A 12,950-nucleotide genomic window follows, 5' to 3' on the forward strand; every position below is an offset into this window, starting at 1 on the left:
TCGCCTGTTCCAGTATACTTGTGAATATTTTTAAATAATAACTGGCATATGTTCTCTTTAGGATGTATAGGAGAGTGAACATGTTTGACAGAAGTTGTTGAGAAAGGATTAAGGAAAATTGGCATAACCGTTTCCAAACCAATACTGGCTGCAATCTGCATAATATTCGGCATAATAGTCATAGCTTGGAAAGAATCTCTAAACCTCGTAGTCGGCATATTCTTCATAATCGAAGGCGTCTTACTGTTAACTGACTACTTAGAAGTCAAACGACAACAGCCGCCACCGTCATAGTATAACAACAACCTGATTCGATTTCTCTGATTTGCTACGCCATATCTTTAAGACAATGGTTGGTCAAGATGTAAGATTCTGCGTAAACCTATCAGTAAAGGAACCCCTACAGCAAGTGTCACAACGCTTACAACTAGGTCCTCTATGTAGGAGCCCACAGCTCCTGGAATGAACCATCCATAGGCTAAAGCGTCATAAGATAAGTCAAAAAAGTTGTAAAGTCCTCCGGGGACTAGAAGAAACACGCGGGTCATAGAGTCTGCCACTGTGCTTACGAAGGCGATTAGCATTACTGATATGGGTAGCTTTTCTGTGTTTTGCCAAATCCACTTGCCAGTTTTTGAGGCTGGATAAATGAAAGCGAATGCTATCAGCAAATCTAAGATTGTCCATAATGGAAGCATTCTTCCGTAGGGGTGGATGAAATAAGCAGCAAGCATGACTCCATAGATTATGGTTATTTCTTTCCATCTGCCTTTTGCTAATAGACCTGCTGCTAAGACACCTATTGGTTCAGCGATAATGCCGAACATCCACCATATACTCGGTTTTATTACTCTCGCAATTGCGCTGCCAAGCAAAGCCGCTGAAAATCCTATTTTAGGTCCTAATATAATTCCTTCTATTGGCATTAAGTATATGACAAAACTTCGCCATGGCCCTTCTGGCAGAAAAAGAACAGCGTGAAGGGCAGCAAACACGGCGGTTGTTGCGACTTTTTGTGTCTTCTGCAATTTTCTATCCAGCTCCATCCAGTTTTGAATGTAGATAGCTGTTAATCGTGCGGAAAATGGATAAATTTTTTGTTTAGGCTCTTAAAAACAATTGTATAAGGAAAACTATCAATGCTGTGAAGGCGCCGATTGTGAGCATAACTACGCCGTAGAACCATCCATTTTCCTTTGCTATTTTTCCAAGATATATGCCAAGCAAGAAAAGAGTAACTAATGAAAGGGCTAAAGAGATGAAATAGGCGTTCCAAATGGGTATGAGTCCCATCGAAACGAGGATGAAGGGTATCAGAGAAATGATTGCCGTTAAGGCTGGTGATAGCCCATCAATGATTGCTACATACAATGTTACGAATTTTGCGGCTTCGTAGTGTATTGGGTTGACATTGTCGTTTGTTGCTTCTTCCATCTCTTTTAAGTGGCGGTCTCTTTCTGCTTTTTCTGCCATGTAAGCTCCAAAAAAGCCAGAAAGTCCCATTGCTAAGCATGCTCCTAAACCTGCCAGCACGATTATTTCTGGTTTTGAAACTCCGGCTATTAATGAGCCTAGAACTATGCCGAAAACAGTCATGGCGCCGTCGAATCCGTTCATGACAAAGTATCTTCTGGCTATGCCGCTTGCCTTGGTTATGCGTAGGTACGCCTTAGCCTTTTCGGAAAACTTTCTAAAAGATTTACTCAATGAGTATCTCTTCACCCTTGTAAAGGCGAAATGTAATGGCCCATGTCGGATTCGGTTTCTATTTACCACAATTGTTTAATATAAAGTTTTAGAATTCTAGCTAAACTCCTAGTGAGGGATTATTGATGGTGCTTGCGGAAGTTTTAGAGAAACTCTCAAATGCTTGTGGTGTTGCAGGTAGAGAAGAAGAAGTTAGAAGTTTAATGAAGAAGTTCATGAAACCCCATGTGGACGAAATCAAAGAAGACAAGCTTGGCAATGTTATTGGAATTAAAAAAGGAAAGAAAAACGCGCCAAAAGTGATGCTTGCGGGACACATGGACGAAATAGGATTACTAGTGAAAACAATTTCAAAAGAAGGTTTTCTGCAGTTCACAAAAATCGGCGGAATAGACGACCGAATTCTACTCGGCCAAAAAGTCATAGTGTACGCGGAAAAAGGTCCATTGCACGGGATAATCGGCTCAAAACCGCCGCATATACAGAAAGAAGAAGAACGCAAGAGGGTCATAACCTGCGATGAACTGTTCATCGACATCGGAGCCGGAAGCCAAGAAGAAGCCAAAAAAATGGGCGTGAGAATCGGAGACCCAGTTGGCTTTGACATAAAATTTGCCAAAATTGGAAAAAACATCATCGTCGGCAAGGCTTTTGATGACCGTGTTGGATGTGCTGTTATGGTTGAAACGATGGAACATTTGGAAAAAACGGAATGCACAGTGTATGCGGTTGGCACGGTACAGGAAGAGGTTGGATTGAGAGGGGCGACAACCGCTGCTTTTGGCATATGCCCAGACGTTGGCATCGCACTTGACGTAACTATTGCTGGAGATGTCCCGGGTGTAAGGGAGGTTGAGGCGCCAATAAAGCTAGGAAAAGGTCCAGCGTTAACTGTTGCTGATTATGGATTGATTACTCATCCTAAGGTTTTGCGATTGTTAATTGATTCTGCTGAAGAAAGCAAAATTCCATATCAGCTTGAAACGGGGTTGCCTGGGTCAACTGATGCGGCACGTATTTCTTTGACCAGAGAAGGTGTGCCAAGCGGTGTTATATCGGTGCCAACGCGTTACATTCATAGTCCAGCTTCGCTTTTGAGCCTTGATGATGCTGAAAAAGCTGTGAAACTTTTGGTTGCGGCAATCAAGAAGATTCCAAAATACTTCTAACACCCTTTTTTCCTTTAAGAATTAAGGAAACATTTGCATAGGGCAAAGTAGGTAAACGCGAACATGACTAGTAAAAGTGTGCTGGGCGAAAAGGCAGTAAAACATTTTCTGGAGGGATACAACTGCGCTCAAAGTGTCTTGTTAACAATTTTTGAACATTGGAATATTAAGAGTGATTTGGTTCCGAAAATTGCCACGGGCTTCGGCGGTGGAATAGGAAGATGCGGTTCCGTCTGCGGAGCATTAGCAGGCGGTGTAATGGCTATAGGCGCTAAATACGGCACAAATGAACCATCACCTGAAAAGAGGCTGAAAACCTACGAGCTCGCGAATGAATTCTACAAAAAGTTTGAAAAGCAACATGGAAGTGTACTATGCCGAGAATTAATTGGATACAACTTGTCCAATCCTAAAGAATTGAAAAAAGCTCAACAATCCAAAGTTTTTGAAAAGAAATGCGTCAATTTCGTAAGGACAGTAGTAGAAACCTTGATTGAGCTTGATGCGCACGCAGAATGATTTTGGATGAAGCTTGTTTTGCTGGGAAAATTTTATATTTAGAATCAGGTAAGGAACAGAATCCGCATCAATTACGGAGGTGTCTTACATGAAGATTAAATGGTTAACATTATCATTCCTAATAATATTATGTGGTTTGACACTTTTCACTGTAAATGGTAAATCTAATGCATCTGCAGAAAGCCCCGCAACAGTTGATGTTGGAATCTGGCTTGTTAACGTTGAGAAGGTTGATTTATCCGCAAACAGTTACAAACTGGACTTCTATTTGTGGTTTAGATTTAACTCATCCGAAATAAGCGCAGACAATGTGGCAAATTTTGAATTTGTCAACGGCGCCCCTTCAATGTACGTGGTCAGCAGAGAAGAAGGTTATTTAGAATACCGCGTTAGAGGAGACTTCATTAAAACATTTGATTTTAGGCAATACCCTTTCGAAACTCACAAACTGGTTGTGGAATTAGAACACAAAAATCTTGATGTTTCTAGTTTAGTTTTCAGAGAAGACCCAACGTCAAAAATTGATGAAACGGTAAACGTGGCTGGCTGGTCTGTCGGCGATTTTGAAACAGCTGTTGTGGAGCATTCTTATGGGGAAGAAACATATTCACGTTTTGTCTTTAGCATTACTTTAGGACGACCAATACTCTCTGCATTTGTTAAAAGTGTTTTACCAATAACCGTTATAACTACCATATCTTTGCTTGCCTTTTTCATATCGCCACAGAATTTCTCTCAAAGAATAGGTTTAGGTGTTACCACGCTTCTTTCTGCTACAGCCTTCCATCTTTCGCTTTTAAGCGGTATTCCGCCAACTGGATATCTTACTTTAGCGGACAGAATTATGCTGTCCGTTTACATAATTTTTCTCTACAACCTTTCTGCTTCGGTTTACATTATGCGTCTTGTAGATGCAAAGAAAACAGAGGAAGCCACAAAATTCAACGCAAAGGCGCTTAAAACTCTACCAATCCTAATAATCATCCTCGTAGTAATTCAAGCGGTTGCCACCCTTCTAGCTTTCTAAAACAAATGATTTTAAAACCAAGAGACCCTATTATCCACTTGGCTGAAGCTATGAGGGCTAAGAAACGCTTTGAATTCTTGGAGCACACGGCAGACGCTTACATTGTTGCTTACGGAAAAGATTTGATAGAAGCTTTTGAAAATGCCGCGCTTGCAATGTTTGAAGTCATGACAAACGTGGAAAAAGTCAATCCGCAGATTGAAGATTACGTTGAAGTTTCAGCAGAAGACGAGTATGCACTTCTCTACAGTTGGCTTGAAGCTTTACTCATAAAATTCGAAACAAACGAAAATCTCTATTCAAAATTCAAAATTTTAGAATACAGTAAAACTTCAAGTGGTTTTCAATTAAAAGCAAAAATCTGGGGAGAAAAATACAATCCACAAAAACATCCACAAAAAGTCGGCGTCAAAGCAGTCACATACCACCGAATGGAAATCATCAAAACACCAAACAAAACCACGTTACGATTCATCCTTGATATATAAAGAGTATTTAGAAGGGAGGGGTCTATCACCAAAAAGCACACTAAACCATCTTCAACTGCTTCAAACCTTTCATAATTTCTTCAACAGCCACGTCAGGCGGCAAATCAATCTTCTCACATTTAAACTCCACAAAAGGAACCTTCTTTTCCCTATAATACTGCAGAATAGGCTGAGTTTGTCGCTCGTAAACATCAATCCTATTCTTAATCACATCCGGCGTGTCATCTGGACGCTGATAAAGTGGTCCACCACATTTGTCGCATACCATGTCCTTTTTTGGTTTTAAATAGCGCAAGTTGTAGACTTCACCGCAGTTCTTGCAAATTCTCCGCGTAGACAAGCGCTCAATAATTATCCAGTCTGGCACAGTCAATTGAATAACAACATCTATCTTCACAATCTTATCCAACGCTTTCGCTTGCTCAATCGTGCGTGGATAGCCATCCAAAATGAAACCTTTCGCTGACTGCGCCTTTGCTAAGCGATTTTTCAAAACTTCAATTACGACATCATCTGGAACCAGCAAGCCCTTCTCAACGTATCCCTTCACCTTCCTTCCCAAGGAAGTATTTTCCTTCATTATTTCCCGAAAAATGTCGCCCATAGCAATCACGTCAACACCCAGCTTAGTTTGTAACCGCGAAGCATATGTTCCCTTACCAGAACCTGGCGCACCGAAAATCAACGCCTTCAATCTTATTACTCTCCCTTACTTGTTCAGCGTCTGTTATTATCATTAATAATTAAGTATTACTGTAGACCATCCTAACGAATTAAGAAAGTTATCTCCTTCACAAGAGTTTCTGGAACAAAAATTCTACCCTTTCGCCTATTCATTCTAACAAAACCAAGTTTAGCAAGCGCCTGCAAATCCTGATAAACATTCTTCACGTCTCTCCTTATTTTCTGAGCCAAATCATTTATCGACTCAGCCCTTAAAGCGGCAATCTGAAACAACAACTCTATTCTTTTAGGCGTTAACAAAGCAACTTGTTGCGGCTTAAAGTCTCTAATTTCTTCAATTGTATAGTCAAGGGTTCCTTCTTCAATGTAACCCTTATAACTGTCAACAAGTTCAGCCCATTCAAAATAAGCCTTTGCAGACTTAGTGTCCAACTTATGTTTAAGGAAAAGCTCCTCAAACTTTTCAAACTGCATGCCAAACTCTTTCTCAAACCGCCTTATTCGCCCTTCAACTTCTTCCGGTGTTAAATCACGGATGATTCTGAGAAGCATAAGCGTTCACAATTAAGGAATGCGCTATTCTGTTTAAATGTTCTTAATGAAAACGTTTAAAGCAGTAACTGGAAACTTTAAGATTCTACCAAAGCCAATGGAATGACGCAAAATGCACGTAAGCAAACTTGAAGAACACCTTCACCTCATCGATGTCGAAACCGGTGGAATCGAAAATTTCGTTGCAAGCTACGTCTTAAAAGGAGAACAAGTAGTAATAGTTGAGTCGGGTCCAATTTTTTCTGTTCCTAATTTACTTTCTGGACTGAAACAATTAAACATAAAACCCGAACAAGTAGCGTATGTAGCAGTTTCGCACATTCACCTTGACCATGGTGGAGGAGCAGGAGCACTGTTAAAGCATCTGCCTAAAGCAAAAGTTGTCGTTCATCCAAGAGGCGCACCACACTTAGTGAACCCGGAAAAACTTTGGCAACAATCAAAGCAAGTTCTCGGAAACATAACTGAAATTTATGGGCCGCCAGAACCTGTTCCAGAAGAGAGAATCATCGCAGCAAATGATGGCATAATTCTCGACGTTGGAGACAATGTTAAATTAAAAGTCATAGAAACCTTAGGGCATGCATCACATCATTTAAGCTACTATGAACCGTTAACTGAAGGCATTTTTCCCGGAGACGCTGCAGGAATTTACCTAAACAAGATTGATGTGATTGTGCCAACAACTCCTTCGCCTTTCCGTTTAGACATTGCTTTGGCATCTTTAGATAAACTAATTAATCTAAAGCCTAAGGTTTTATATTATAGCCATTTTGGCAAGGCAGAAAATGCCATAGAAAAGCTTCAAGCCTACTCGAATCAACTTAAGCTTTGGGCAAGAATCGCGAAGCAAGGTTTAGAAAACGGAGAAGGTTTGGCGGCTATAAGCAAAAGGATACTTGAAAGTGATGAAGCGATTAGAAAAGCTAAAGATTACATTGAGACACATGCTGTTTTAAGCGAAACTGTGCTTGGCGAAAGCGTGCAAGGCGTTGTTGATTTTGTGGCAAAGTTTAAGCAAATTCCAGAATGATTTTGTTTTGGTGTAAACGCCAAAATCACTTATATTGCCCAAACCGCTTTTGTCTATTAGGTGAAAACATGGAAGAAGGAGAAGGTCGTGCTCCTTCAGAAAAAGTTCCACTCGAAAAACTAGACAATTACATGTGGCGAATCCCAAAATACAAGCCAGGCATGCGCGTTCCAGGCGTTGTTTTCGCAGACAAAAACTTACTTGAGAAGATGCAAACAGACCGCACACTCGAACAATGCGCAAACGTTGCACACTTACCGGGCATTTACAAGTATTCCATAACTTTACCAGACGGTCATGAAGGCTACGGTTTCCCAATAGGCGGTGTCGCCGCAACAGACTATGATGAAGGAGTCATCAGTCCAGGTGGTGTAGGCTACGACATAAACTGTGGAGTGCGTTTGTTAACCACAAATCTCTCAGAAGAGGACATAAGACCAAAACTTGCTGACCTGTCAAACACAATCTTTGAGAATGTGCCTTGCGGACTTGGAAGCCGCAGAAAAGACCTCAAAGTAACAGCACATGATTTAGATAGGCTTGTTGTTGAAGGTGTTCAATGGGTTATTGACCAAGGTTTAGGTTGGCATGAAGATGCTGAGCACTGTGAAGAGCGAGGGTGCATGAAAAACGCAAATCCAGACAAAGTTTCAACAACAGCTAAAAACAGAGGACTAACGCAAATCGGCACGTTAGGCTCAGGAAACCACTTCCTCGAAATCCAGAAAATCGACAAAATCTACGATTCCACAATAGCCAAAACCTTTGGAATCACACATGAAGGTCAAGTAACAGCCATGATCCACTGTGGTTCTAGAGGTTTTGGCCATCAAATATGTTCAGACTATCTGCGAGTTATGGAAAGAGCCGTGCACAAATACAAGATTGCTCTGCCTGACAGAGAGCTTGCTTGTGCACCGGGAAACAGCAACGAAGCCGAAGATTATTATCAAGCAATGGCTTGCGCCGTGAACTATGCGTTTGCTAATCGTCAAGCAATAATGCATTGGGTTAGACAGAGTTTCCAGCAAGTCTTCAAGCAGGACCCGGAAAAGTTTGGGCTAAAACTTGTTTATGACGTAGCCCACAACATTGCAAAAATAGAAAACCATAGGGTTAATGGCGACCAAAAGAAAGTTTGGGTTCACAGAAAAGGCGCAACCAGAGCTTTTCCACCTATGCATCCAGAAATTCCGCCAGATTACCGTTCTGCTGGGCAACCTGTGCTTATTCCTGGTAGCATGGGGACAAGTTCTTGGCTTTTAGTAGGCACAGAAAAAGCTATGCAGCTAAGTTTCGGTTCCACAGCGCATGGTGCTGGAAGAATGCTAAGTCGGAATGCTGCCAAGCGACGATTCTGGGGTGGCGACATCAAGAAGGCTTTGGAACAACGTGGAATCTATGTTAGAGCTGCAAGTTCGGTGGTTTTGGCTGAAGAAGCAGACCCAGCTTACAAGAATGTGGATGTAGTTGCCGATGTCAGCGACAAAGTTGGAATTGCAACGAAAGTCGCGCGGATTGTTCCTTTGGCAGTTGTGAAGGGCTAAAGTGCGTTTAAGTAATTTTCTCTTTTCTTTTGATTTGTTGTTCTTCTCGTGCATGCGCCTTGTGCAGTTCCTTCATATACCATGCTCTTTCTTTTGCATAATGGATGCTTAAGGCTATTCCCAAGGATAAGAGGACAATACCAAGAGCTGTTAGGGCTATTCCTAGAAGGCTGTATGGATGCTGTGTTATATGATATGGGAAAATTAGGAACCATTCTGGGTTTTCTGCAGTTATCACAGTTTCGAGTAAGCCTCCTACGAAAAATACTGAGCCCATCATGGCTAGTAAGTATCCAACAGTCTCATTGTGTCTTGATTCTTCTGCTTTTTCGTGGAGATATTCGCTAAAAAGCATTGGTTTCCACTGTTTGAGCACCATTAGAGCGGTTCTCTATAAGTATTATCGCGGTTTTCGAATAATTTTGGGTCATGCTTATATGAGAAAATTCTATTTTTAATAATGCATAAGCCGTGTTGCCTCTGTTTGTGGTCTAGATGCCGTTAAAAGATGAATGTGGAATCTGCGGTAGAGTGCTGCCTTACAACTTTCTTAAACGATGCTACCGCTGTGGAAGGCTTCACTGCAGGGACTGCATGGTGCCGGATATCTCTACAGGTGACACAACGCGAATGTTGTGCCTTAACTGTGCCCGAAGAATTGTTTCTCCAAAATCAACCACTAAATATGGCGAGCTTACGCGTTATTTGAGGTTTAGGGGAGACTTCACGGATACTGTTAAGCTTCCTTTTGCAAAAATAGATGGTATAATTGGCGACAACTTGCCAATGAACGCGTATAAAACTGAAAGTTGGTGGAACAACTCTCCCAACAGTCCACATGCAAAGGCTTGGTTGGATGCTGGCTGGAACGTGCAAGAAGTAAATTTGAAAGAAGCTTATGCAGTTTTCAAAAAAGTAAAAGAAACACAAACGCGCAGAAAGCGAAAGACTTCATATAGCGAAATTAAAAAGCCTTTTACGCCAGTTCGCGTTCGCACGCCCCAACGGAAAATTCCGTCGAAAACAAAAGTTTCGAAGCTTTATGCTCGGATTAAGAATTTGGAGCGGCAGAGAACATCAATGCCTCGATATGTGGGCGGTTTTAAGTCAAAACCGATGCATGAGAAGAAGTTGTATAAGTCAGAAGAGAAACCGTAATGTACACGTGTATTCGCTGTTCAGTTTGGCATTTGATGAAACGAGAGAATCTACGATGTGCGGCTTGAGGAAGCCACAGTTAAGTTGTCGTTAACCCATATTGTTACAGTTGTCCCTGTTAACTCTTTTAGGCGGCTTTCAATGGTTGTCTGAATTTGTGTTCTAAGTTTGTCATCGTATGAAGGGTTTAGCCTTTCTATTTTTTTGGCAAGCTCAGAGTCGCCAAGAGTTTTTTCAATCCAGTTTTTGAAATCCTTTCTCTGGTGGTGAAATATTATTGTTTCCAGTTTTGCAGATTTTATTTTTTCAAGGAAATCGATGAGGTTTCTGGCATTTTCTCCTGTTGGTTTTCCAATGTCTTCGTAGAAATAGAAGGCTTCGTTCTCGCTTACGGTTCTTAGAATTCTTGATGGGTCTACGTTAATTTTTGATTTTCTGTTTTTTGGAGTTTTCTTCTTTTTTATACTCATGGGTAGGTCATAGATTGATGGTTTGGGTTTGAGATAATCTTTGTGAATTTAGAATCTAAATTGGAAATGCTGATACTGGCTTCTTAAATCAAATATCTAGCAATTGCCTATGCAAAGAATAGGTTTGAAAATTGAAAAGTGAAGGCGAAGAGACTTCTGAGTCTAAAAGCGCTAATTCCCTAAGCAGCACGTCTAGAAAAGAAAGAAAAAGAGACGCAAGAAAACCGTTATACTTAACTCGATATGAATAAACCTCTGTTCCTCAAAATTCAAACGTTAATTGCTAATTGATGATATTTTAAGCTAAAGCGTTTGCAGACAAACATGCTTTCTGAAACTCCAAAGCGCTTAAGTTTAATTAAGGTGTTTGTAATTTTCTCTTTACCTGAAACCTTAACGCAGCAAAAGCGGTCGTCGTCTAGTCTGGTTTAGGACACAAGCCTTCCAAGCTTGCGATCCCGGGTTCAAATCCCGGCGACCGCACCAACAATTTTTTGTGCAGTTGGTGTTGGTTGTGCCGTAAGCTATTTTATGTTATTGTGCTAATCAAGCATTTTGTGGGATTGGTGTTGGATGAGCTTGAAGAGTTTAGGCATTATCGTGAACGTATGAATAAGCGCATTTTGTCTGTTGGCAATTTGGGGATTAAGCGGTTTTTTGCTTTGGATTCGCGTGTGTATGAGAAGGGTGCTTTGGATGTTAAAACGAAGGAACTGCTTGGCTTAGTAGCTTCAACTGTATTGCGTTGCAATGATTGTATAGCTTATCATGTTATTCGTTGCGTTCAGGAAGGGGTTTCGGAAGAAGAGTTTTTCGAAGCCTTGAACATCGCGCTTGTTGTTGGCGGTTCGATTACTATTCCTCATTTGCGTTGTGCAGTAGAAATGTTTGACCAGTGCAAGAAAAAACAGCGCAAAGGTCAGCTGTAAAGCTTTGATGTGCGTGTTGGTCTTTCTGTTTGTCTCTAGCCCTCCCTTATAAATAGGTTGAAACCGCGTTTTACTCGGTGTTTCTATGACAAATTGAATGTTTTATGGATGGTACGCCTATGGAAAGGCGGCGGGTCACAGAGGTTCGACGCCCAGAATCCGCCTGGCCCTCAAACCCTACACTCGTACCCGCACCCCCTTGAGCGCTGAACGCCCAGACTTAGGTTGCTCCCTCCCGGGCCTGGCCAGGTTCGCCTGACAAACGTTGAAGGCGATTTCCCTGCGGAAACCGTTCAACGCCCGCCAGCCCCAAGGGACGGATAGTCTTCGCTTCGGAAGTGAGGGTTTAGGCAGCCACGGACGCCTCTGCCTCAGCTTTCGGCCCATCCTATAGAGGGTTTATGGTACAGGGGACCCCTAGCCCCCCGCCTAAGACCCACCGCCAATCAAACAAACACAACTCAAACAATATAAAAGTTACACAACACAAACCAACAACGATCCACCATCTCTAACTCAACTACGAAACCAAAACATATTGGTATCCTCTTTGGATTCAAACAGAGAACTGGAAACCATTACACACAAAAATATTCAACTCAAATTTAGATTCATCTTTAACTTCTTCAATCCGTATTTCTGATTAGTTTAACATATATCCGTCTGCTGACATTCTACCAATGTGAAGGAGTGCTCCTTGAAAACCATTGGCGTGGTTACAAGCGGCGGAGACGCACCCGGCATGAACGCCGCCATCCGAGCGGTCACACGCTTAGCCTACGCAAAGGACTTCCAAGTTTTGGGTTTTGAGAAGGGCTGGGAAGGCTTAATGACAAGCACGTTCAGAGCATTAACGCCACGTTCAGTAGGCGGCATAATGCAGTTAGGCGGCACAATCCTCCTAACTTCAAGGTGCCCCCACTTCAGAAAGCCAGAAAGCATCAAAAAAGCCGCTGAAACCCTCGCCTCAAACAAAGTAGACGGCTTAATTGTCATCGGCGGCAACGGCTCCTTCAAAGCAGCAAACGAACTAAGCCAAAAAACAAACACGCTCATCGTAGGCGTCCCAGCAACAATCGACAACGACGTTTACGGCACAGACGAAACCATAGGCTTCGATACCGCCGTGAACACTGCAGTAGCCGAAATCGACAAAATCCGCGACACCGCCATTTCCCACGAAAGAATCTTCATAGTCGAAGTCATGGGAAGAACAAGAGGCTTCCTAGCACTAACCGTGGGAATCACAGTCGGCGCCGAAACAATCCTAGTCCCAGAAGTCAAAACCCCAATAGAAGAAATCTTAAGGAACATTAAAGAAAACAGCGAAAAAGGAAAAAGGTCTGGCATAATAGTAGCCGCAGAAGGCATCGGCGACACACGCAAAATCGCAAACGAAATCGAAACACGCACAGGCGCAGAAGTAAGACTCAGCATAATAGGCTACGCACAAAGAGGCGGCTCTCCAACAGCCAGAAGCCGACTACTGGCCAGCCTATTCGCAAACGAAGCAGTCGAGCTATTGGCAAAAGGACAAGGAAACAGAATAGTTGGACTGCAAAACGGCAAAATAACCAGCATAGAGCTTGAAAAATCATGTCAGACAGAAAAGCCCTTAGACTTAAGCCTACTCAAAATGGCAAGAACACTGGCAACATAACACTTTC

General features: G+C 42.1%; 16 protein-coding genes, 1 tRNA gene and 1 other RNA gene. 11 read left to right on the top strand and 7 right to left on the bottom strand.

The annotated features are described in order from the left end of the window. Positions 1–84 precede the first annotated feature (84 nt). A complete protein-coding gene (locus QXW63_08915; protein MEM3462009.1) occupies positions 85–294 on the top strand; it encodes a hypothetical protein in 210 nt (69 codons plus the stop codon). A gap of 47 nt (positions 295–341) precedes the next feature. Here the strand turns inward: QXW63_08915 and QXW63_08920 are convergent, their stop codons facing one another. Together QXW63_08920 and QXW63_08925 are read right to left on the bottom strand one after the other, a co-directional pair. Further along, positions 342–1,028 (bottom strand): hypothetical protein, encoded by a 687-nt coding sequence (locus QXW63_08920; protein MEM3462010.1) that lies wholly within the window; start codon positions 1,026–1,028, stop codon positions 342–344. A 73-nt stretch (positions 1,029–1,101) separates the two neighbouring features. Next, the gene (locus QXW63_08925) at positions 1,102–1,707 is read right to left on the bottom strand and encodes a VIT1/CCC1 transporter family protein (GenBank protein MEM3462011.1); all 606 of its coding nucleotides are present in this window, start codon (positions 1,705–1,707) and stop codon (positions 1,102–1,104) included. Between the two features lie 125 nt (positions 1,708–1,832). Between QXW63_08925 and QXW63_08930 the strand changes: the two genes are divergently transcribed. The 4 genes from QXW63_08930 (at position 1,833) to QXW63_08945 (ending at position 4,910) form a co-directional block, all read left to right on the top strand. After that, positions 1,833–2,876, top strand: coding sequence for a M42 family metallopeptidase (locus QXW63_08930; GenBank protein MEM3462012.1), 1,044 nt, complete (start codon positions 1,833–1,835; stop codon positions 2,874–2,876). Positions 2,877–2,939: 63 nt separating this feature from the next. Next, the gene (locus QXW63_08935) at positions 2,940–3,395 is read left to right on the top strand and encodes a C-GCAxxG-C-C family protein (GenBank protein MEM3462013.1); all 456 of its coding nucleotides are present in this window, start codon (positions 2,940–2,942) and stop codon (positions 3,393–3,395) included. 88 nt (positions 3,396–3,483) lie between these two features. Further along, positions 3,484–4,422, top strand: a complete 939-nt coding sequence (locus QXW63_08940) for a hypothetical protein (GenBank protein MEM3462014.1) — start codon at positions 3,484–3,486, stop codon at positions 4,420–4,422. A gap of 38 nt (positions 4,423–4,460) precedes the next feature. Continuing rightward, positions 4,461–4,910 carry an archease gene (locus tag QXW63_08945; GenBank protein MEM3462015.1) on the top strand — a complete coding sequence of 150 codons (450 nt, stop codon included), beginning with the start codon at positions 4,461–4,463 and terminating at the stop codon, positions 4,908–4,910. Between the two features lie 40 nt (positions 4,911–4,950). Here the strand turns inward: QXW63_08945 and QXW63_08950 are convergent, their stop codons facing one another. Continuing rightward, positions 4,951–5,604 (bottom strand): nucleoside monophosphate kinase, encoded by a 654-nt coding sequence (locus QXW63_08950; GenBank protein MEM3462016.1) that lies wholly within the window; start codon positions 5,602–5,604, stop codon positions 4,951–4,953. Between the two features lie 71 nt (positions 5,605–5,675). Next, on the bottom strand, positions 5,676–6,146 hold the full coding sequence (locus QXW63_08955) for a hypothetical protein (protein MEM3462017.1): 471 nt from the start codon (positions 6,144–6,146) through the stop codon (positions 5,676–5,678). Positions 6,147–6,258: 112 nt separating this feature from the next. Here QXW63_08955 and QXW63_08960 point away from each other — a divergent pair, with 112 nt between their 5' ends. Both QXW63_08960 and QXW63_08965 read left to right on the top strand, forming a co-directional pair. Further along, positions 6,259–7,179 carry an MBL fold metallo-hydrolase gene (locus QXW63_08960; GenBank protein MEM3462018.1) on the top strand — a complete coding sequence of 307 codons (921 nt, stop codon included), beginning with the start codon at positions 6,259–6,261 and terminating at the stop codon, positions 7,177–7,179. Positions 7,180–7,247: 68 nt separating this feature from the next. Next, a complete protein-coding gene (locus tag QXW63_08965; protein ID MEM3462019.1) occupies positions 7,248–8,726 on the top strand; it encodes an RtcB family protein in 1,479 nt (492 codons plus the stop codon). A gap of 7 nt (positions 8,727–8,733) precedes the next feature. Here QXW63_08965 and QXW63_08970 read toward each other — a convergent pair whose 3' ends face one another. Then, on the bottom strand, positions 8,734–9,105 hold the full coding sequence (locus tag QXW63_08970; protein ID MEM3462020.1) for a hypothetical protein: 372 nt from the start codon (positions 9,103–9,105) through the stop codon (positions 8,734–8,736). A 116-nt stretch (positions 9,106–9,221) separates the two neighbouring features. Here QXW63_08970 and QXW63_08975 point away from each other — a divergent pair, with 116 nt between their 5' ends. Further along, positions 9,222–9,884, top strand: coding sequence for a hypothetical protein (locus QXW63_08975; GenBank protein MEM3462021.1), 663 nt, complete (start codon positions 9,222–9,224; stop codon positions 9,882–9,884). Between the two features lie 50 nt (positions 9,885–9,934). Here QXW63_08975 and QXW63_08980 read toward each other — a convergent pair whose 3' ends face one another. Continuing rightward, on the bottom strand, positions 9,935–10,354 hold the full coding sequence (locus QXW63_08980) for a DUF5752 family protein (GenBank protein ID MEM3462022.1): 420 nt from the start codon (positions 10,352–10,354) through the stop codon (positions 9,935–9,937). 407 nt (positions 10,355–10,761) lie between these two features. Between QXW63_08980 and QXW63_08985 the strand changes: the two genes are divergently transcribed. Continuing rightward, positions 10,762–10,840: transfer RNA gene (locus tag QXW63_08985), tRNA-Gly, on the top strand. A gap of 122 nt (positions 10,841–10,962) precedes the next feature. After that, positions 10,963–11,283, top strand: a complete 321-nt coding sequence (locus tag QXW63_08990; GenBank protein ID MEM3462023.1) for a carboxymuconolactone decarboxylase family protein — start codon at positions 10,963–10,965, stop codon at positions 11,281–11,283. 128 nt (positions 11,284–11,411) lie between these two features. Here the strand turns inward: QXW63_08990 and ffs are convergent. Next, positions 11,412–11,725: signal recognition particle sRNA (gene ffs / locus QXW63_08995), an RNA gene on the bottom strand. 255 nt (positions 11,726–11,980) lie between these two features. On the opposite strand from ffs, the gene QXW63_09000 reads away from it, so the two are divergent. After that, complete coding sequence (locus QXW63_09000) at positions 11,981–12,943, top strand: ATP-dependent 6-phosphofructokinase (GenBank protein MEM3462024.1); 963 nt, start codon at positions 11,981–11,983, stop codon at positions 12,941–12,943. Positions 12,944–12,950 lie beyond the last annotated feature (7 nt).

It is taken from the genome of Candidatus Bathyarchaeia archaeon (assembly GCA_038873195.1).
Classification (GTDB): domain Archaea; phylum Thermoproteota; class Bathyarchaeia; order Bathyarchaeales; family Bathycorpusculaceae; genus DSLH01.

Excerpts from the sequence above, each read along its gene's own strand:
- QXW63_08930 (MEM3462012.1), top strand. The coding sequence starts at position 1,833 with ATGGTGCTTGCGGAAGTTTTAGAGAAACTCTCAAATGCTTGTGGTGTT.
- QXW63_08980 (MEM3462022.1), bottom strand. The coding sequence starts at position 10,354 with ATGAGTATAAAAAAGAAGAAAACTCCAAAAAACAGAAAATCAAAAATT.
- QXW63_08955 (MEM3462017.1), bottom strand. The coding sequence starts at position 6,146 with ATGCTTCTCAGAATCATCCGTGATTTAACACCGGAAGAAGTTGAAGGG.
- QXW63_08940 (MEM3462014.1), top strand. The coding sequence starts at position 3,484 with ATGAAGATTAAATGGTTAACATTATCATTCCTAATAATATTATGTGGT.
- QXW63_08965 (MEM3462019.1), top strand. The coding sequence starts at position 7,248 with ATGGAAGAAGGAGAAGGTCGTGCTCCTTCAGAAAAAGTTCCACTCGAA.
- QXW63_08960 (MEM3462018.1), top strand. The coding sequence starts at position 6,259 with ATGCACGTAAGCAAACTTGAAGAACACCTTCACCTCATCGATGTCGAA.
- QXW63_08975 (MEM3462021.1), top strand. The coding sequence starts at position 9,222 with ATGCCGTTAAAAGATGAATGTGGAATCTGCGGTAGAGTGCTGCCTTAC.
- QXW63_08990 (MEM3462023.1), top strand. The coding sequence starts at position 10,963 with ATGAATAAGCGCATTTTGTCTGTTGGCAATTTGGGGATTAAGCGGTTT.
- QXW63_08970 (MEM3462020.1), bottom strand. The coding sequence starts at position 9,105 with ATGGTGCTCAAACAGTGGAAACCAATGCTTTTTAGCGAATATCTCCAC.
- QXW63_08935 (MEM3462013.1), top strand. The coding sequence starts at position 2,940 with ATGACTAGTAAAAGTGTGCTGGGCGAAAAGGCAGTAAAACATTTTCTG.